This window comes from Brevundimonas sp. FV1ye29L, assembly GCF_058681095.1.
In genome coordinates this window covers 3,284,624-3,303,786 of the sequence record NZ_CM178730.1, presented here as the reverse complement: position 1 = coordinate 3,303,786, position 19,163 = coordinate 3,284,624, and the positions used below count along the sequence as shown (strand labels likewise).

Genomic DNA, 19,163 nt, shown 5'->3' with positions numbered 1-19,163 from the left:
AAGCCACGCGACGCCCCGTTGCAGGGGATGTGTGTGTGGCTGATGCGTCACACAAGTGGCGGACATGAAAACGCCCGCCGCCGGGAGGGCGACGGGCGTTTCAGCGCCGCGGGATTCGGGATCAGCCCCCGGCCGGGCCGGTCGAGAAGTCGAACTGTTCCGGCGGCTTGCGCGGGCTGGAGCCGAAGCTCCAGCTGAGTCCGACATAGAAGGCGCGCAGGCGGATATCCTGTTCCGACCGTTCGCGGAACAACGGGGTGTCGTAGATCGTGGTGTTGTTGAACGAGTTGAACAGGTCGCGGCCGGTGAAGTTGAACGAGACGCTGTCGGTCAATTTGCGGCGGTAGCCGAGGTTGACCATGCCGCCGGCCTCCCGCGTGCCCTGGGCCAGCAGGCTCTCGCCCTGCCAGAAGCCGGTCAGCTGGACGAAATCCTTCGGCGTCGGCTGCCAGTTGAGGCTGATGCGGCCGCTGGCCAGGGTGGCCTCGCGGTCGCCGCCGCCGGGAATGCCGGCCGCGTCGATCTGCTGGCGGAGGACATTGACGCTGGCGCTGTAGCGCAGGGTCGGGTGCAGCGGGCCGGTGGCGGTGGCCTCGAGACCCACATCCCGACGCGACCCCAGGTTCTCGGGCCGGGTCAGCAGGACGCCGCCGCCGATGTCGGTCGCCACCGGGGTGAAGGCCTTGTCCGTGTCCCGCAGATAGGCCGTCGCCTGATAGAAGCTCTGGCCCTTGCGCATCTGCCACATGGCCTCGAAGGCGTCCGTCTCCTGCGGCTCCAGATCCGGATTGCCCGAACGCAGGTTCAGCGGATCGCCATAGGACACGAAGGGATTGAGCTGGGCCGGCTGGGGGCGCTGGATGCGACGCGAATAGCTGGCGCGCAGGGTCTGGGTCTCGGACAGGGTGTAGCTGACATGGCCCGTCGGATAGGCGCGGAAATAGTCCTGAGACGCGGAGGTCCCGCCGGTCAGGTCCTTGATCTCGATGTCGGCCTGTTCAAGTCGCAGCCCGGCCTGGGCCGACAGTTTCGCCGTCAGGGGGCGTTCGAAGGTGGCATAGAGGGCGTGGACCGTCTGACGCGCCTCGAACCGGTTGCTGAAGCCGGGCACGACGGCCAGGGCGCCTTCGGAGGGGCCGCGGCGGAACACGACGTCCTGTTCCGGCCGAAGGTCATTGACCTCATAGCCGAGGCGCAGCTTCGCGTTATCGGACATCGGTCGCGTGTAGGCGCTGGTGAAGCCGAGCGTGACCTGGTCGGAGTCCTGTTCGGTCCGTTCAAGGAAGGTCGCCGCCGCCGGGGTTATGAAGCTGTTGGTCGAAAGCCCTGAGGTGTCGTTGCCGTTGCGGTCATAGCGCAGCTCGTTGGACCATTCGTGGCCGGCGTCATCGAACCGGTGCACGACCCGGGCCGTGGCGCCCCAGTTCTGGAAGTCGAATTCCGAGTCTCCGTCCCGCCGATAGCCGCTGGTCACCGTCCCGGCGGCATTGCGGGTCTCGTACAGACTGTCCCCGCTTCCCGTCCCGTCGAACAGCACGCCGCGCAGTTCGCCCGTCAACTGGGTTTTCGGGGTGAGGCGGTATTCCGCCGTGAACCGGCCAAAGGCGCCGTTCTGTTCCGAGGTGATCGGCGACTCGAGGCGGGTGGTGGAGACCACGGCGCCGCTGGCGGGGTCGAGCTGTTCACGCAGGCTGCGGAGCGAGATCTCGGTCGGGTCCGACCGGTAGCTGAGATCGCCCGACAGGGTCAGCTTGTCCTTCTGCCAGGACCCGCTGCCGCCCAGGTTCCACCGGCCGTTGTCGCCGACATTGGCGCGCAGGGAGCCGGTCGTCAGGGCGTCTGCGACCACGGTCGCTGGCTTGCTGATCAGGTTGATCACCCCGCCCGAACCCTCGGGACTGTAGGCGGCGGATGGATTGGTCATGACCTCGATACGCGCATACCGGTCGGCCGGAAGTTGCAGCAGGGCCTGGGCCCGGCCCTCGCCGGTCAGGATGCCCGACGGACGGCCGTCGATCAGGATGGTGACATTGCCGTCGCCGCGCAGCGAAACATTGCCCTGGGGGTCCACATCCACCGACGGCACATTGCGCAGGGCGTCGGCGAGGCTGCCGGTCGTGGCCTGAAGATCATCCTTCAGGCTGTAGCTGATCGAATCGATCGAGGTGCGGATGGCGCTGGCCTGACCGGTGACGACGACGTCGCCGACGCTGGCGGGCTTGTCTTCCGCAGGGGCGGGCGCCGGGGCGTCCGGGGGCGTCTGGGCCGGGGTCTGGGCCGGGGTCAGGGCCTGAGTCTGGGCCGACGTCTGGGCCGGGGTCGGGGTCCGTGCCGGCGGCGTGGGCGTCGAGGCCCCGGGCGCCGGGGTCGGTGCGGGCGACGGCGTCTGGGCCATGACGGCGCCGGCCGAAGCCGTCATGGCGACGCCGAGAAGGAGTGCGAGCTTGGAGGAGGTCATTGCCCCGGTGATCCTGAAAAACGCGGGCGATAAGGGAGGGCCCGTCAAGGACGCTTGACTACCAGTCCGTCCCGGCAAGGCGAAGTTACTTCTTCTTCATGTCGGTGGATCGTCACGGCGCCAGCCGGGCGTTTGACGCGACGCGGCCACAGGTGTCTGTGAAGGGGGCGGCGTCGATCCCGCGCTCCGACCCCTGCAGTTGTCCTTTCCGTCCCATGCTTCACGCCCTCTGGCCCGTCGATCCTGCGGTGATCCCGCCCTTTCTGGCGGCGGTGTCGCTGATCGAGCTGACGCCGGGGCCGAACATGGGCTGGCTGGCCATTGTGGCCATCGGACAGGGACGGATCGCCGGTCTCGCCGCCGTGGCCGGGGTGACGCTGGGGTTGACCGTCTGGATGGCCGCGTCGGCGTTTGGTCTGACCTCGGTCCTGCTGGTCTTTCCCTGGCTGTATCAGGTCGTGCGCTGGTCCGGCGTCCTGTTCCTGATCTGGCTGGGGTGGGAGGCCTGGTCGGGGGCCGGGCGCAGGACGCAGGTCGAGGCCCGTGATCCCGAGACGCTGCGGGGACTGTTCCTGCGAGGACTGACCGGCAATCTGCTGAACCCCAAGGCGGCGGTCTTCTATGTCGCCCTGTTGCCGACCTTCATCCGGCCGGACCATGCCACGCCCCTGGTCCAGGCCCTGACGCTGGGCGGGCTGCATGTGGCGGTCAGCGTCGCGGTGCATGCCCTGATCGTGCTGGGCGGGGCGAGTGCGGGGGCGCTGGTGCTGAAACGGATCGAAGGCGTGTGGGCCGGCCGGGCGATGGCCCTGGGCATGGTCGCGGTCGCCCTGTGGATGGGCTGGGCCACGCGGGGGTGAGCGCGGGGGTGTGAGCGCGAGGGGGTGACCGGAGGCGGACCGCGCGATAGCCTTCCTTGAACGCCCTGTCCGTCCGGAGCCCCCATGTCCCTTCGCCTGTCGCGCCGCGCCGCCCTGATCGCCTCGTCCGGCGCCGTCGCCCTGCCGATGCGGGCCTTCGGTCAGGCGTCCCCCGCCCCCGCCGACCTCGCCCGCGACGACGCGGCCCATGACGCTGCCCTGGCCGAAGCGGTCCACGCCTATGTGACGAAGGCGATGGCCGCCTGGCCCGACCAGCCGGCGCTGGGAATCGCCGTGGTGCGCGACGGGCGCGACGTGCTGGTGCGCGGCTATGGGGTGAGGAAACAGGGGGAGGCGGCGCGGGTCGATGAACACAGCCTGTTCGCCATCGCCTCCAACACCAAGAACGTCACCGCCGCCGCCCTGGCCATTCTGGTCGACGAGGGGAAGGTGAAGTGGGACGCGCCGGTGCGGACCTATATCCCCGGCTTCACCCTGTCGGACCCGGTCATCGGCGAACGGATCACGGTGCGCGACACCCTGAGCCACCGGGCGGGGTTCGGTCTGGGCGCCGGCGACCTGCTGTTCTGGCCCAACTCCGACCGGACGCGGGCGGAGATCATGGCGGCGGTCCCCCATGTGCCGATCGAGGACGGGTTCCGGGCCGGCTATCACTACTGCAACCTGATGTTCGTGGTGGCGGGCGAGATCATCGCCCGGGTCTCGGGCATGGCGTGGGAGGATTTCGTCCAGACCCGCATCCTCGAGCGGGTGGGGATGACGGAGACGGTCCCCCTGATGACACGGGCCGACCCGGCGAAGTCGGCCCTGCCCCACGGCCGGGTCGGGCCGCCCCTGCGCTATCAGGGGCCGATGACCCTGTTGTCGGACACCATCGCCGGCATCTGGGACTGGGATTCGGCGGCGGCGGCCGGGGGCTTCTGCGCCTCGCCCGCCGACTGGGCGAAATGGATGAAGCTGCGGCTGGCCATGGGCGCCCTGCCCGACGGGACGCGGCTGTTTTCGGAGGCGACGGCGCGCGAGATGTGGCGGCCCAATGTCATCGTCTCCTCGTCCGAAGGGCCGACGGCCGCCCTGCCCGGCCGGGCCATCGCCTCGACCTATGCGATGGGTTTTCAGGTCCAGGACTATCGCGGCGAGCGGTTGATCAGCCACGGCGGCGGGTCGCCGGGCGGGATCTCCGCCACCCTGCTGATCCCGGGACGCAAGGCCGGGATCGCCATCTTCTCCAACGCCGAGGAGAGCTTCCTGCTGCGGGCCCTGAGGTCCGGTCTGGTCGACATCGTCATGGGCAAGACGGGGTTCGACTGGATCGCGGATTCGAAGCGACTGGAGGGCGAGGGGACCGCGCGGTCGCTGGCCGCCGCCGCCGGGATCGATGCGAAACAGGCTGAGGGCGCGCCGCCCGCCCGTCCGCTGGAGGCCTATGCCGGGACCTGGCGCGATCCCTGGTATGGCGACATCACCATCGAGACGCGGACGACCGGCCGGGGGCGGAGCGCGAAGACCAGCCTCTGGCTGGCCTTCAGCCGCACCCCGGCGCTGAAGGGGCCGCTGGAGCCCTATGACGGGGAGACGATGCGGACGCGCTTTCCGGACAGGCGGGAGGAAGACCTGTTCATCACCTTCGACCTGAAGGCCGACGGCGCGGCCACCGCCACGATGAAGGGGGTCAGCCCGGACATCGACTTCAGCTACGACTATCAGGACCTGAGATTGACGAGGGTTTGATCATGAGTGTTCCGGCAATCGTGCTTGCGGCAGCCCTGATAGGCGGCCACGCCCCGATCAAGCCCGACGGCGGCCCGCCCTTGCCTCACACATCGCAAGATATCGCGCGCATGAGCGCAGACCGGTTCTGGGAGCTGATCGACAGGACGACTGCCTCCCAGTCCGATCCGGATGCGCAGTTAGCTGCTCTAAAGGACGAACTTCTACGGCTCCCGGCGGAGGAGATCGTCGCCTTTCAGGCGGAGTTCGATGGTCTGCTTGCCCAGGCCTATCGCTGGGACCTGTGGGCGGTCGTTTACATCGCGCACGGCGGCGCGTCCGATGATGGATTCGAATACTTCCGGCGCTGGCTCCTGTCGAAGGGGCGCGCCGTCTTCGAAAGCGTTCTAGCCCGGCCTGACGATCTCGCCGATATCGCCCGGCAGGTCTCGATGGGTCAGGACGGGGTTATGGAATTCGAGCAATTCTACGATGTCGCCGCTGAGGTCTGGGCCGTAAAAAGCGGCTCCTCACCGTTGGATATGCCGGCGCCTCCGGGTCAGGAAACGACAGGACGAGACCCTCTGGGCGAGCCCTTTTCCGAAGACAACGAGGTTCTGGCGGCGATGTACCCCAAGACCTGGGCGATGTTCGGCGAGGCTCCGCTGCCCTAGCTGGACCCTCTACCGCGCGGATCGAGCAATAGCCCCGACACCGTCCCGGCCAGCAGGCGGTCGGCGAGGGGCAGGCGGGCCAGCTTGCCCAGCAGGTGGTCGCGGATCCACGGCCGGATGCGGCCGTCGGCCTGATAGAAGGGGGTGAAGCCGAGGCTGAGCGCCTGATACAGGCGCAGGTGCCAGCGGCGGGCGCGGGCATAGGCGTCCAGCGCCGTATGGAGGTCGTCGGTCGACTCCAGGGCCATGGCCAGGGCCCGGGCGTCGAGCAAGGCCATGTTGACCCCCTGACCCAGCTGGGGGCTGGTCGAATGGGCGGCGTCGCCGATGACGGCGAGGCGGGGCGCGACGGGATAGTCCAGCGTGTGGTGCCCGTAGCGGGCGAGGGTCAGGGCCTCGGGGTCGGCGATGGCGTCCAGAACCGGGGCGACGCGGGGCCAGAGCGACAAGACCTCGGCCTTCCACGCCTCCATGCCCGCAGCGCGCCAGGCGGGATGGTCGGCGGCCTTCAGGCTCCAGAAGAAGGTGGCGCGGGGCTGCGGATCGTCGGGAAAGCGGCCGGACGGCAGGACGCCGATCATGCGACTGGCGCCGCGATAGACCTGTTCGAGGGCGCCGGCGTCGAAGTCGCCGCCCGGCCACGGGACCGTGCCCCACAGGGCGCCCCATTCCAGATCGCGGCGCGTGCCGAAGAAGCCCGTGGCGGGCAGGGTCCGGGCGATCGCGGACCGGGCGCCCGAGGCGTCGATGACGAGGTCGAAGGTTCCGGGGCTGCGGCCCTCCCGTCCTGTCAGCCGGCCGTCGGCGGCGGCCGTGACCTCGGTGTCGGGCGCGAAGTCGACGCCTTCGGCGAGGCAGGCGCGGTACAGGATCTGGAAGATCGAGGCGCGGAGGACGCCCCGGGCCGGACGGGCCGGGTTCAGGGCGCCGTAGCGGACGTCCAGCACGATCCGCCCGCGCCGGGCCTCGCGACCGAACAGCCGATCGATGGGTTGGCCCAGGGTCTCGACCTCGGTCGTCAAACCCAGACCGTCCAGCACATCCAGACCGGTGGGCTGGAGCATGAAGCCGGCGCCGACCGGTCGCGGCTGGTCGAACCGCTCGAAGACGACGGGCCGACGCCCCTGACGCGCCAGCATCAGGGCGATGGCCAGACCGGCCGGACCCGCGCCGATGACCGCGATCGAGGACGAGGGCCTAGGCAGGAACCAGCTCGATCAGGTCGAGGTTGGACTCGTTCTGGGGCCAGGGCATGACCAGCCGCCAGCGGCGATCGCCGATCCGCTCCAGAATGGCGACGAGGTCGCGGTCGGGGCGCCGGCCATAGGAGTTGGCCGGGGGCTCGGCGGCCAGGGCCATGGAGCCCAGCATCAGCATATGCCGGTCGTCCTCGGGGAACAGCAGGCCGGAGGGGCGCTGGGAGCCCGTGACCTTGGAGAATTTCAGGCCGCGCGGCGTGGCCTCGATGCGGCAGGCGAACCAGCCGTAGACGACATAGCCGAGACCGTCCTCGCCGCCTTGCGAGCCCAGTTTGACGGTCCGGCAGCGATAGTCGCCGGGCGGCGGGGCGACGGCGTCCTGTGCGGCCCGCTGTTTGATCAGGTCGCCAAGGCCGGCGAGATCGCCCGAACCGGGCTGGCGTCGCGCCTGTTCCAGGGCCAGGGACCAGGCGGCGTCGCGGCGTTGATAGCGGTCACGGTCCACCGAGGTGATGATGCCCCGCCAGTCGAGCCGGGCCACCGCGCCGCCGGGCGGCGGGGGAGGAGCCGGCGGCGGGGCCGAAGCGCAGGCGGAGGCCAGCAGCAGGCCGGCGATGGCGGTCAGTCGGACAAGACGCATGATCAACCCCTGAGGCGACGGCGTCCGGACAGATCGCCGCCTGAGCTTCGACTGCGTTTCTAGGGCGAAACGGGCCCGGGGTGAAACCGTCCGCTGCGTCGCGTCGTCGCGTCAGTCTTCGGAAGGCGCGGTTTCGGCCTTGCGGCGGGGCGCGCGGCGTTTGGGGGCGGGCGCGGCCTCCGGGGCCTCACCGGCGTCATGGACCGGCGCGTCGGTCTGGATATCGGCGGGAGCGGCGGCGGCGGGCGTCACCGGGGCGCGGGTCAGGAAGCCGGGCAGGGCCGAGGGCGCGTCGTCGCCGTCGGTCTCGCGGGGCATGCGGGTGCGGCGCGGCCGTTCGGCGCGGGCCGGGGCTGACGTCGGCTGATCCGGGGCGGCGTCCTCGACCGCCGGGGCCGCGACGTCGTCCGCGGGCTCGTCCGATGCGTCGTTGGAGGGCGCCTCGCCCACCCCGCCCTCGGCTTCAAAGCGGCGATTGCGTTCCTCGCGGCGGCGCTCCCAGCGTTCGCGCCGGGTCTCGCGACGGCCGCCCTGACCGTCGTCGCCCTCGGCGCGGGGCTCGCGGTCCTCGCGCGGCGGGTTGTCCCGGGCCTCGCGGGGCTCACGGGGCTGGCTGTCGCGGGTCTGGTCGCGGTCCCGGTTCTGGTCCCGGTCGCGATTCTGGTCCCGGTCGCGCCATTCGCGCTGACCGCCCTCGCTGCGGGCATGGTCTCGGCCTTCGCCGTCGCGGGGCTCGCGGGGTTCGCCGTTCTGGTGTCCGCCGTTCTGCCCGCCGCCGTTCTGGGCGCGGTCGGCCGCCTGCTGGGCGGCGAGGAAGGCGGCGGCCTGGGCGCCGGACTCGTCCTCGAAATCGATGTCAAAGCCCTGGTTGGACAGTTCGCGGGCGGCGATCTCGGACACCGGCCGGGCCGGCTGGAGGGCGCGCAGGACGCGGAAATAGTGTTCGGCGTGCTGGAGATAGTTCTCGGCCAGAACCCGGTCGCCCGAGGCGCCCGCATCGCGGCCCAGCTGGAGATAGCGCTCATAGACGGTCTGGGCATTGCCCCGGACCTTGATGTTCTCGGGACCCTGCGAATCCCATGACCGGTTGGGATTGGCGCTGTTGGCGTTCGCGCCATTGCCACCGGGTTTCCGGTTGCGTCCGCGCTGACGCTTCATGCCCTTGAAATCTCGCATATGAGCTTACCGTGCTGGTGAGGGCCGCCGTCGCGTGAGGACGGGCCGGGCCCAGTTCGTCATTCCGGTCGTTCGGGGCCTATCCCCGGGGCGATGTGTCGGAACCTTGCGCCGCCTGTGGTCCGCCGGCGCAGGAGTGGAGCGCCGACCGTCACTGTTCCAGACACCGGGGTTCGGGCAGACGAGCCTGAATCGAATGGGTTTGGATGGGAGACAGACCTGCCTTAGCGCGGCTTAAGCCGGTTTCCAAGGTCAATTCGCGCGCCCGGCGAAGAGCCGGCCGGATCAATCCTTCGGGATCGGATTGACGCGGGGGTCCGGGCCGTTGGTGACGACCCGGTCGCGGTCGGCGAGATCCCTGACGATCTTGACGTCGGCAAAGCCCTCGGCCTCGAACAGGGCCTTGACCTGGGGGCCCTGGTCCCAGCCGATCTCGACGGCGAAGACGCCGCCGGGCTTCAACACCCGGGCGATCTCGGGGGCCAGGTCACGATAGGCCTGAAGCCCGTCGGGGCCGCCGTCCAGCGCCAGGATCGGGTCGTGCTCGCGCACCTCGGGGTCGAGGCCGGCGATGTCGTCGGTCGGGATATAGGGGGGGTTGGACACCACCAGATCGAAACTGTCGTCGCCGAAGCCCGTCGCCCATTCGGTGCGCAGGAAGGCGGCGCGGCCGTCGAGATCCAGGTTGGCGGCGTTCTCGCGCGCCACGGCCAGGGCCTCGGTCGAGATGTCGGTGCCGACCCCGGTGGCGGCCGGACGCTCGGACAGGATGGCCAGCAGGATGGCGCCCGAGCCGGTGCCCAGGTCGGCGACGGTGAAGGCCTCGTTCCGGGCATGGGCCAGGACGGCGATGTCGATCAGGGTCTCGGTGTCGGGACGCGGGCTGAGCACGTCGGGGGTGACGTTCAGCATGATCTTCCAGAAGCCCTTGCGGCCGAGGATGCGCGAGACGGGCTCACGGCGCAGGCGGCGCTCGACCCAGCCGTCCAGCTGCGCCTGCTGGTCGGGGGTCACCAGGCGATAGGGGTCGGTCAGGATGTCGACGCGGGTGGCGCCGGTGGCCGCCTCGACCAGCAGGCGGGCGTCGATGGAGGGGCTGTCGATCCGGCCGGTCTTCAGCCGGGCCTGGGCGGATTTCCAGGCGGTCAGCAGGGTCGGGGCGGCGGGGGCGGTAGCGTCGGGGGCGGTCATGCGCCGCTGGTTATCAAATCGCCGCGCGAGATGCGACCGCCCGTCTCGATCGAACAGTAGAGGCCCGTCAGGACGTGGCCGTAGAGGTCGAACAGGGCCTTCACCACCGGCAGGTCGCGCTGGCCCGTCGCCGGATCGACCTCGGTCGCGGCGCAGCGGGTGATCGGCTTGTCGCCGCGCAGGGTGACGGCGTCCCCGTTTTCCGGGCCAATCGTGAAGGCCACGCCGCCGTCAGCGCCGCCGCCCCATTCATTCTCGACCCACGGCGCCCAGCCCTCGACCCAGAGATTGGCGCGGAAACGCAGGGGATCGACGGGGCGGCCCAGCCTCTGTTCCAGATCCCGCACACTGGCCAGGTTCAGAACGGAGACCTTGCCGCGCATCGAATCCATGAAGCGGTGGCGCGGCCCGGCATCGATCAGCTTCAGCGGACCTTTCGCCTCATCGCCCAGGCGGACGCCCAGCCAGTCGGCGAAACGGACGCGGTCGGCCGCGTCGTCCATCCGGACGGTGAAGCCGGGGTCGTCGGCAGCCGACACGAACATTCTGTTGGTCGCCTCATCCCAGCGCGTGCGCACCTTCGCCACCTCGGCCTGACGCATCAGGACGGCGAACCGGGTCTTGGGCAGGTGTTCGGGCGCCTCGGGGTCATAGCCGGTCGGGCCGTTCTCGACGGCCCACATCCGGTCGCCGGGAAACCAGCCGCCGGGCTGAAGCACCACCGTCTCCAGCGGTTCGGGCGTGAAGCCTTTCACCGGATGGCGCCAGAGACCCGCGACATGAGGCGCGATATCAGCGGGTTTGGGGGATGGGGACGCCATCGCCTATAGCTGCCCCACCGGACGGCCGCCCACAAGCCGGCGGAATCCCGGGAACGGAGGCGAAGCGCGACCGTTTCCGGGCGATGCCCCTGCCTGACCTCCGTCGCCCCTTCGCTCGCCTGCCGCTCAGGGGGCCACGCGCGCGCGGACGCGGCGGGCGTTCGGTCTGGAGTTTCGTCGGCGCCGCCCTGGGCGGGCTGGCGGCCGGCGCGACCGCAGCGCACCTGATCTACAGTCAGGGGCACAAGGTCGGGCTGGAATTGCGGCGCGACAGGCCGCCCCCCCTGCCGGCCCGCGACCCGACGCCCGAGGACTATGAGGCGCGCGAGCCGGGCCGGGGACGACTGGCCCGGAGGCCCGAACACATCCCGCACAAGGGCTGGGCCGACATCCTGTGGCGCACGGCCGCGGCCTATTTCGGCGATCGGGTCGGCTTCTTCGCCGGGGGGGTGACCTTCTTCCTGGTGCTGTCGATGTTCCCGACCATGGCGGTCTTTGTGACGATCTACGGTCTGTTCGCCGATCCGGGCGACGCCTGGTCACGCCTGCAGAGTCTCTATGCCTTCCTGCCCGCCAATGTGGCCGAGTTCATCGGCGAACAGATGCAGCGTCTGGCCGAGAATTCGACCGGGGAGATGACCTTCACCCTGATCTGGACCCTGGCCCTGTCGCTGTGGGTGGCCAACAACGGCATCAAGACCCTCTTCTACGGGCTGAACGTCGCCTATCACGAGGTCGAGAAGCGCAACCTCGTCCGCTACAATCTGATCTGTCTGGCCTTCACCCTGTCGGGTCTGGCGGCGGTGCTCATCTCGGCCCTGCTGGTGGTCGGCGTGCCGGTGGTGCTGGGGGTGCTGCGTCTGACCGAGGAATACCAGATGGTAGACTGGCTGAGGTGGCCGGTGCTGTTCGTCGGCTATGTGGCGGCCCTGACGCTGATCTATCGCTTCGGCCCGTGCCGGTCGAAGGCCCGCTGGCGCTGGCTGACGCCCGGGGCCGTGATGGCGGCGACCCTGAGCGTGTCGGTCTCCTTCCTGTTCAGCTGGTACCTGACCAATTTCGTCCGCACCGACAGCTACGGCCCGCTGGCGGCCTTCATGGGCTTTCTGCTGTGGATGTGGATTTCGGTGCAGATCATTCTGATGGGCGCCGAACTCAATGCCGAGATCGAACACCAGACGGCGATGGACACCACCACCGGGCCGGAGCAGCCGATCGGCCGGCGGGGCGCCCTGGTGGCCGACAGCGTGGGGCCGAGACGGGGATCGCCCGCCGCCCTGGGCTTTACCCTGAAACACGCCGAGGCGGTCGCCGACCGGTTGACCCGACGCCGGACGCGGCGCCTCTAGGGCCCGAGCGCGCCGGCGGATCGGGCCGTTGCCGGCCCGGACCGCCATGGACGATCAGAAGAACAGGGCGTCGGGCTTCTTCTCCGGCGGCAGGGCCGGTTCCGGGCGCTGGTCCGGGGGATCGACCGGACGCACCCGGGCCGGCGGGGTGGTGGTGCGAGGCGTGTCCGGGCGCGTCGGCTGGCCATTCGGCTGGACATAGGGCCGGCCCTGATCGGGATCGACCGGCGCCGCCGGGCTCCCGCCGTAGGGGTCTTCCAGATTGCCCAGCAGGTCGCCGACGGGATCGGTCATCGGCTGGGGCGGAACCCAGCCTTCCGGCATGGGCGGACCGTTGGGGATGGGCTGGACGGCGAGGCGCGGAAGCGCGGCTTCCATAAAGCCCTTCCAGATGGCGGCCGGCGCGCTGCTTCCGGTGACGCCGCGCATGGCGGTGTTGTCGTCCTTGCCGACCCAGACGGCGGTGACGAAACCGCCGGTGTAGCCGACGAACCAGGCGTCCTTGTAGTCCGAGGTCGTGCCCGTCTTGCCGGCCAGGTCCCGCCCGGCGATGGCCGCGCCCCGGCCGCTGCCCGAGGTCACCACGCCGCGCAGCATCTGGTTCATATAGTAGAGCGGGGGGTTGTTGATGGCCTGACCCGAGACGGAATCGCGGGCGGAGCGCTGATAGATGATACGGCCCTGGGGCGTGCGGATGCGCTCGATCCCGGCCGCCTCGACCCTGCGGCCCCCGTTGGCGAAGGCGTCATAGGCGGTGGCCATGTCGATCGGCGAAACCTCGACGGCGCCGAGGGCCATGGCCGGCTCCAGCCCGATGCGGCTGGAAATGCCGAGGCGGCGGGCGACGCGCGAGACATTGTCGCGCCCGATCTGGTCCGCGACCGAGGCGGCGACGGTATTGGTCGACTGGGCCACCGCCGTGGCCAGGGTCATGGGCCCTGCGAAGGTCCCGGAATAGTTGCGCGGCGACCAGTTGCCGATCTGGACGGGCTGGTCGACGACCGGGGTCTCGGGCGTATAGCCGGCCTCGACGGCGGCCAGATAGACGAAGGGTTTCCAGGCCGAGCCCGCCTGACGCCGGGCGTCGACGGCGCGGTTGAACTGGCTGTCGGCATAGGAGGCGCCGCCGATCATGGCCCGGACCCGGCCGTCGCCGTCCAGGGCGACCAGGGCCGCCTGTTCGACGCCCTTTGACCGGTCGCGGGTCAGGATGCGGTTGACCGAACGTTCGGCGGCGGTCTGGAGGGTAAGGTCCAGGGTCGTCTCGACGATCATGTCCTCGGTCGGTTCCCCGACCAGTCCGCGGATCTGTTTGTCGAGCCAGTCGATGAAATACTGGGCGTGCTGGCTGGCCAGGGTGCGGGAGACCCGGACGGGCTCGGTGACCGCCTGGGCGCGCTGTTCGGGGGTGATGACGCCGGTCTCGACCATCTGGTCCAGCACGACGGTGGCGCGGCCGGCGGCGCGCTGGCTCTCGGACACCGGCGAATAGCGGGACGGCGCCTTGAGGAGGCCGGCCAGAAGCGCCGCCTCTCCGACGGTCAGGTTATTCGCCGACTTGTCGAAATAGCGTTGCGAGGCCGCCTCGATCCCATAGGCGCCGGCGCCGAAATAGACCCGGTTCAGATAGAGGGCCAGGATCTCCTTCTTGGTGAACTTCAGCTCCAGCCAGACGGCCAGGATCAGCTCCTGGGCCTTGCGGCGCAGGTTCTGGTCGGGGGTCAGGAACAGGTTCTTGGCCAGCTGCTGGGTCAGGGTCGAGCCGCCCTGGACCACCCGCCCGGCGCGGACATTGGTGACCATGGCCCGGCTCATGCCGATGGGATCAAAGCCCGGGTGCCACCAGAAGCGGCGGTCCTCGATGGCGATGAAGGCGGCCGGAACATAGTCGGGCAGGGCGTCCAGATCGGCGGGCGGCGCCATCTGGGTGCCCCGGGTGGCGATCAGGGCGCCGTTGCGGTCCAGATAGGTGATCGAGGGCTGGCGATCGACATTGTAGAGGCTGGAGGTGTCGGGCAGGCCGCGCGCGAAGACGGCGAAGAAGACCACGACGAAGATCAGACCCCAGACGGCCAGGACCGCGCTCCAGTACAGGAGCCGCTGCAGGGGCGTGCGCGGGGCCTTGCCGCCGCCCGCGTTTCCGCCGCCGCCGGGCCGTCCGTTCGAATTGCCGTAGCCCGGAGCCGCCATCGCCGTCCTCATCGTCTGCCCGGCTGGTTTAGCGGGCGATCGTCGACATCGAAACGCCCTTCATGGTGAACGGGCGATGAAGACTTCACGCAAGCGTGAGGGGACTTTCCGCCGAAACGATGGCGTTGGGGTTAACGCTCATCCATCCCGGTGAGCCAGCCACACCGACCCATCGTCGGCCCAGACGCCCTGCTCGACGCTGAAGCCGGCGCCGGCGAGGATCGCGTCATACTCCGCCGCGTCCAGACTGCCGTGATAGAGCGGCTCGCCGTGCCAGGCGCCCATGGCGTGGCCCAGCCGGTGGCCCGACGAGAAGATGACCACCGAGCGGGGCGCGGCGTGGCCCAGAAGGCGGGACAGCGCCGCGCGTTGATCGTCCGGCGTCAGATGGAACAGGCTGTGCCAGGCCAGAACGCCGGCGAACGTCTGGTTCAGATCCAGCGTGCGCATGTCGGCCTGCACGAAACGGCCGGCAGGCAGGTCGGCGGCGGCATGGGCGACCAGCCGCGCCGACGAGTCCACGCCGGTGACCCGGAAGCCCCGGTCCAGCAGGGTGACCGCCATAGGCCGGCCGGAGCCGCAGCCGACGTCGAGCACCCTGTCGCCGGGCTCCAGATCGGCCGTGAACCGGCCGATCCAGAGGCGGTCGGCCGCCGTCAGGACCGCGCCGCGATCGGCGACCCAGTCAGTAGCCCTGCGATCATAGAGATCGACGATGTCCGCAGCGGCCGTCTCGACCGGGTCGCTCACCGTCTATTTCGCCAGAAACGCGTCGACCTCGGCGAAGAAGGCGGCCGGCTGGTCCAGCATGATGAAGTGGGCGCTGTCGTCGATCCGCTTCAGGGTCGCGCCGGGCAGGGCGGCGAAGGAGGCGCGATAGATCATGTCGGTGATCTCCGGCGTCATCCGGGCGTCGTTGAACTTGACATAGACCACCTCGACCGGGGCCGTGATCCCGGGCAGTTCGGGACGCAGGTCGGTGACGATCAGTTCGCGATAGGCCGAGGCGGAGACCGTGCGGTCGCTGGTGCGCGCATCCTCCAGCGGTCCGGCGCGCAGGCTTTCGGTGTTGATCATGCCGGTGACGGCGGCGGCGGCCTGGGCCTGATAGGCCTCGACGGGGCCGGCCATCATGCCGGTATGGATCTGGTCGGCGATGGGCGCCACCTGTTCGGCCGTGACCCCGGGGGCCCCGAACATCGCGCCCATGAAGGGGATCATGTCCACGACCATCAGCCTGCCGACCCGGTCAGGATGCCGGGCGGCCAGCATCATCCCCATGGTCCCGCCCATGGAGTGGCCGATGACGGCGGGTTTGTTCAGACCCTTTTCGGAGATGTAGCGGGCGATTTCGTCGGCGACCGGCGCGGCGACCGGCCCGGCCGCATTGGCCCTGGCCGGCGCCCCGGCGAAGCCCTGGACGTGAATGCGGTGGATCCGGTAGCGGCCGTTCAGGTGGGCGACGGTCGAGTCCCAGACCTCGGGCGAGGACGACAGGCCGGGGATCAGGATCAGGTCGGGCGCGCCCTCCGGCCCGTCCACGCGCACATGCAGCCGGTCGGAGGCGAAGTCGGCGTGGTGGTGGCCGTGGTCGGCAGGGGCGGCGGCGGACGGGGCCGGATGGGCGTGGCCGGCATGGCCGTCCTGGGCCATGGCGACGGCGGGGGCGGCCAGGAGGGCGAGGGCGGCGGCCGGACAGGCGAGGGCGGCGAGACGGGTCATGGATAACTCCCTTGGATATACGGCGCTTCTACACGCACCGACTTTGAATTGTAAAGCGCTCTGTCGATAGTCTGATCCGGCCTCGCGACAGCGGCCAAGTCTCTTGATAGACAGGGTCCATGAAGCCAGCCGAAGACGCCGCCGTCCAGTCCTCTCCCGCTCCGGCCAGGGCGGGACCGACCCCGTTCGGCAAGGGGTTCGTGCGCGACGCCTGGTATTTCGTCGCCCTGGCGCGCGATATCGCGCCGGGATCGCTGGAGCGGTTCGAACTGATGGGCGAGCCGGTCCTGATCGGCCGAACCCGGGGCGGCCAGGGGGGGGCGGGCCAGGTCTTCGCCCTGCGCGACATCTGTCCGCACCGCGCCGCGCCCCTGTCCGCCGGAAAACTGGTCGACAAGCCCGGCGAGGGCCAGACGGTCGAATGCTGCTACCACGGCTGGCGGTTCCGGCCCGACGGGGTCTGCGCGGCCATCCCCTCGCTGGTCGAGGATCAGGCGATCGACCCGGGCCGCATCCGGGTGCGTCCCTATCCGGTCGCCGAGAGCCAGGGGATGGTGTTCGTCTGGATGCGGGCCGACCCGCGCTCGGACGCCGAGCCCGATCATGAGCCGCCGGTGTTTCCGGGCGTGGTCGGGGGCGGGGCGCGGCTGGTCGAGTCCATGGTGTTCGACAGCCATATCGACCACGCCGTCGTCGGGCTGATGGACCCGGCCCACGGCCCCTATGTGCACCAGCAGTGGTGGTGGCGGTCCGAGCGGTCGATGCATGAAAAGGCCAAGGCGTTTGAACCGCGCGATTTCGGCTGGGCCATGGTGCGGCATGCGCCGTCGTCGAACAGCCGCGCCTACAGGATCCTGGGCGGGGCGCCGGCGACCGAGATCACCTTCCGCCTGCCCGGCTATCGCTGGGAGCATATTCTGGTGGGGGAGAAACAGGTTCTGGCCCTGACCTGTCTGACCCCCGTGACGGAGACCTCGACCCGGATCACCCAGATCTTCTGGTCCGACCACTGGGTGTTCGGCATCGCCCGGCCGTTCCTGAGACAGGGGGTCAGGGCCTTCCTGAAACAGGACGGCGGAATGGTGAACCTGCAGAATGAAGGGCTGCGCTACGATCCGGCCCTGATCTGGATCGACGACGCCGACACCCAGGCCAAATGGTACCAGCAGGTGAAGCGGGAATGGATCAACAGCCGCGCCGGGGGGCGGCCGTTCGCCAATCCGGTCAGGCCGGCGACCCTGAGATGGAAGAGCTGAGGTCCTGCCCCGGCCCTGAGCCCTGTGGGCCCCTCCGCCAGCGGTCCAGAACAATGTTCCACCCGACGGTTGACTAATTCATATCCAATTGGTTATGAGATAAATCATAATCAGATGGTTATTGTTTGCCCATGCCTCCGGCTCCCGACCTGGTGTTCCGCTCCCTGTCCGACCCGACGCGCCGGGCCCTGTTCGAGCGGCTCTGTCGCGACGGAGAGCAGACGGTCACGGCCCTGACGGCCTGTTCCGGCGTCTCCCAGCCGGCGGTGTCGAAACATCTGCGCCAGCTCCGGGAGGCCGGTCTGGTGACCGACCGGCCCGATGGGCGGGTGACCCACTACAGCGCCAGGGTCGAGGCCCTGGCCCCTCTCAACGCCTGGTCGCGCCAGATGACCGGCTTCTGGGAAGCCCGCCTCGACGGGCTCGAGACTCTGCTGAACAGGATGGACCAATGACCGCCGCCGAAACCCTGTCCGTCGTCGTCGAGCGCGACCTGCCCCACCCGCCGCCGAAGCTGTGGCGCGCCCTGACCCACCCCCACCTGATCCAGGAATGGCTGATGAAGACGGATTTCGTCCCCGAGACGGGGCGAAAATTCCATCTGACCGGCGAATGGGGCGGGACGCTGGACTGCGAGGTCCTGACCGTGGAGCCTGAACGCCGCCTCGCCTATCGCTGGGACTTCGTCCACGACGATCCCGCCCTGGCGCTGAAGAGCGTGGTCACCTTCACCCTGACGCCGACGCCCGGCGGAACCCGGCTGACCGTGGAACAGGCCGGCTTCCGCCCCGACCAGAAACAGGCGGCCGGGGGCGCCCGGCTCGGCTGGCCGACCTTCCTCGACAAGCTCTCCGCCCTGCTCGACAGCCCGGCGCTCGACTGATCCGTCTCTGGAGACCCCCATGAACGCCCTGGTCCGATCCGCCCATCGCTGGCTGTCGATCGTCTTCACCCTCACGGTCCTGGCGAACATCGCCGCCATGGCGATGCAGGTCCAGGCCGTCTGGCTCGGCCTGCTGGCCCTCGTGCCGCTGGTCCCGATGCTGGTCACGGGCCTGTGGCTGTTCGCCCTGCCCTACGCCAGACACAGACGCGCCCGCTGACCATCGGGCCAGCGGGCGCGTCCGGTCGTCGATGGCCCTGTCCTAGCTGCGGGTAACGGCGCCGGCCAGGATGACGTCGACCTGGCGGCCGGCGTGGTCGGACAGCTGTTCCACGGCCCAGCCGTCATAGGCGGCGCGGCGGTAGTTGGAGAGATAGGCTTCCCAGACCAGATCGGTCAGCAGGGTCACGTCGGCGTCCTGGGACAGTTCGCTCCGGCCGACGCCGTCCCGCAGGATGTCCGAGATCACGGCGGTCAGCTTGCGGGTCGAGACCCGGGCGCGTTGTTCGGCGTCCCTGGGCTGGAACCATGAGCGGGCGACAATGGCCTGGAACAGGGGCAGGTGATCCAGGGTGTCATGATAGCCGGCCGCGAGGGCGGCGACGAGGCGCTCACGCACCGATCCCTGTCCGGCGCCGGCCTTCAGGGTCTCGGCCAGACGGCCCATGTCCTCGGTCAGCACCGTCTCGAACAGTTCGGCCTTGTCCTGGAAGTTGGCGAAGACGGCGCCGGTGGACATGCCGGCGCCCCGGGCGATGTCGCGGATGGTGGCGGGTTCATAGCCGCGCTCGGCGAACAGGTCGCGCGCGGCGTCCAGAACCTTCTGGCGTGTCCGCACCTTGGCGGCCTGACGACGGTTCATGCGCGGCTGTTCAAGGGTGGCTGCGGTCTGGGACATGGACGGGATCACTCAACAAACAAAAAGCAGGGTATCGGGCAGAACCGGGTCCGGCGCGCATCCTGCGTTCGCCGAAGGGCGGCTGTTCATCACGCAAGAATGACGAAAATGGGTC

The 19,163-nt window shown here is 69.7% G+C and carries 18 protein-coding genes; 8 read left to right on the top strand and 10 right to left on the bottom strand.

The features are described from left to right. Positions 1 to 121: 121 nt before the first annotated feature. Positions 122 to 2,458 (bottom strand): TonB-dependent receptor domain-containing protein, encoded by a 2,337-nt coding sequence (locus ACW17W_RS16095; protein WP_492078125.1) that lies wholly within the window; start codon positions 2,456 to 2,458, stop codon positions 122 to 124. A gap of 215 nt (positions 2,459 to 2,673) precedes the next feature. Between ACW17W_RS16095 and ACW17W_RS16090 the strand changes: the two genes are divergently transcribed. From ACW17W_RS16090 to ACW17W_RS16080, 3 genes are all read left to right on the top strand, one after another. Then, positions 2,674 to 3,318 carry a LysE family translocator gene (locus ACW17W_RS16090; RefSeq protein ID WP_492078123.1) on the top strand — a complete coding sequence of 215 codons (645 nt, stop codon included), beginning with the start codon at positions 2,674 to 2,676 and terminating at the stop codon, positions 3,316 to 3,318. An 84-nt stretch (positions 3,319 to 3,402) separates the two neighbouring features. Next, on the top strand, positions 3,403 to 5,070 hold the full coding sequence (locus ACW17W_RS16085) for a serine hydrolase (RefSeq protein ID WP_492078121.1): 1,668 nt from the start codon (positions 3,403 to 3,405) through the stop codon (positions 5,068 to 5,070). A gap of 2 nt (positions 5,071 to 5,072) precedes the next feature. Beyond that, a complete protein-coding gene (locus tag ACW17W_RS16080) occupies positions 5,073 to 5,723 on the top strand; it encodes a DUF4240 domain-containing protein (RefSeq protein ID WP_492080335.1) in 651 nt (216 codons plus the stop codon). Here the strand turns inward: ACW17W_RS16080 and ACW17W_RS16075 are convergent. The 5 genes from ACW17W_RS16075 to ACW17W_RS16055 all read right to left on the bottom strand — a co-directional run bounded on the left by ACW17W_RS16075 (position 5,720) and on the right by ACW17W_RS16055 (position 10,684). Then, complete coding sequence (locus tag ACW17W_RS16075) at positions 5,720 to 6,862, bottom strand: FAD-dependent oxidoreductase (protein ID WP_492078119.1); 1,143 nt, start codon at positions 6,860 to 6,862, stop codon at positions 5,720 to 5,722. The two genes, ACW17W_RS16080 and ACW17W_RS16075, sit on opposite strands and share 4 nt — an antisense overlap. A gap of 58 nt (positions 6,863 to 6,920) precedes the next feature. Then, the gene (locus ACW17W_RS16070) at positions 6,921 to 7,562 is read right to left on the bottom strand and encodes a DUF4893 domain-containing protein (protein ID WP_492078117.1); all 642 of its coding nucleotides are present in this window, start codon (positions 7,560 to 7,562) and stop codon (positions 6,921 to 6,923) included. A 111-nt stretch (positions 7,563 to 7,673) separates the two neighbouring features. Next, positions 7,674 to 8,738, bottom strand: coding sequence for a DUF4167 domain-containing protein (locus ACW17W_RS16065; protein WP_492078115.1), 1,065 nt, complete (start codon positions 8,736 to 8,738; stop codon positions 7,674 to 7,676). Between the two features lie 285 nt (positions 8,739 to 9,023). Further along, positions 9,024 to 9,929, bottom strand: a complete 906-nt coding sequence (prmC, locus tag ACW17W_RS16060; protein ID WP_492078113.1) for a peptide chain release factor N(5)-glutamine methyltransferase — start codon at positions 9,927 to 9,929, stop codon at positions 9,024 to 9,026. Next, positions 9,926 to 10,684, bottom strand: a complete 759-nt coding sequence (locus ACW17W_RS16055) for an MOSC domain-containing protein (RefSeq protein ID WP_492078111.1) — start codon at positions 10,682 to 10,684, stop codon at positions 9,926 to 9,928. Before ACW17W_RS16055 ends, prmC begins: the two co-directional genes overlap by 4 nt. Before the next feature lie 149 nt (positions 10,685 to 10,833). Here ACW17W_RS16055 and ACW17W_RS16050 point away from each other — a divergent pair, with 149 nt between their 5' ends. After that, complete coding sequence (locus ACW17W_RS16050; protein ID WP_492078109.1) at positions 10,834 to 12,099, top strand: YihY/virulence factor BrkB family protein; 1,266 nt, start codon at positions 10,834 to 10,836, stop codon at positions 12,097 to 12,099. Positions 12,100 to 12,153: 54 nt separating this feature from the next. Here ACW17W_RS16050 and ACW17W_RS16045 read toward each other — a convergent pair whose 3' ends face one another. The 3 genes from ACW17W_RS16045 to ACW17W_RS16035 all read right to left on the bottom strand — a co-directional run bounded on the left by ACW17W_RS16045 (position 12,154) and on the right by ACW17W_RS16035 (position 16,011). Next, positions 12,154 to 14,289: a transglycosylase domain-containing protein gene (locus ACW17W_RS16045; protein ID WP_492078107.1), complete on the bottom strand. Its 2,136-nt coding sequence runs from the start codon at positions 14,287 to 14,289 to the stop codon at positions 12,154 to 12,156. Between the two features lie 138 nt (positions 14,290 to 14,427). Then, the gene (locus tag ACW17W_RS16040) at positions 14,428 to 15,039 is read right to left on the bottom strand and encodes a class I SAM-dependent methyltransferase (RefSeq protein ID WP_492078105.1); all 612 of its coding nucleotides are present in this window, start codon (positions 15,037 to 15,039) and stop codon (positions 14,428 to 14,430) included. A gap of 3 nt (positions 15,040 to 15,042) precedes the next feature. Next, on the bottom strand, positions 15,043 to 16,011 hold the full coding sequence (locus tag ACW17W_RS16035; RefSeq protein ID WP_492078103.1) for an alpha/beta fold hydrolase: 969 nt from the start codon (positions 16,009 to 16,011) through the stop codon (positions 15,043 to 15,045). 119 nt (positions 16,012 to 16,130) lie between these two features. On the opposite strand from ACW17W_RS16035, the gene ACW17W_RS16030 reads away from it, so the two are divergent. From ACW17W_RS16030 to ACW17W_RS16015, 4 genes are all read left to right on the top strand, one after another. Further along, positions 16,131 to 17,267, top strand: a complete 1,137-nt coding sequence (locus tag ACW17W_RS16030; protein WP_492078101.1) for a Rieske 2Fe-2S domain-containing protein — start codon at positions 16,131 to 16,133, stop codon at positions 17,265 to 17,267. A gap of 131 nt (positions 17,268 to 17,398) precedes the next feature. After that, the gene (locus ACW17W_RS16025; RefSeq protein ID WP_492078099.1) at positions 17,399 to 17,722 is read left to right on the top strand and encodes an ArsR/SmtB family transcription factor; all 324 of its coding nucleotides are present in this window, start codon (positions 17,399 to 17,401) and stop codon (positions 17,720 to 17,722) included. Then, positions 17,719 to 18,150, top strand: coding sequence for an SRPBCC family protein (locus ACW17W_RS16020; protein ID WP_492078097.1), 432 nt, complete (start codon positions 17,719 to 17,721; stop codon positions 18,148 to 18,150). Before ACW17W_RS16025 ends, ACW17W_RS16020 begins: the two co-directional genes overlap by 4 nt. 19 nt (positions 18,151 to 18,169) lie before the next feature. Continuing rightward, the gene (locus tag ACW17W_RS16015; protein ID WP_492078095.1) at positions 18,170 to 18,370 is read left to right on the top strand and encodes a hypothetical protein; all 201 of its coding nucleotides are present in this window, start codon (positions 18,170 to 18,172) and stop codon (positions 18,368 to 18,370) included. A 42-nt stretch (positions 18,371 to 18,412) separates the two neighbouring features. Here the strand turns inward: ACW17W_RS16015 and ACW17W_RS16010 are convergent, their stop codons facing one another. Beyond that, positions 18,413 to 19,048: a TetR/AcrR family transcriptional regulator gene (locus ACW17W_RS16010; protein ID WP_492078093.1), complete on the bottom strand. Its 636-nt coding sequence runs from the start codon at positions 19,046 to 19,048 to the stop codon at positions 18,413 to 18,415. Positions 19,049 to 19,163: the final 115 nt, after the last annotated feature.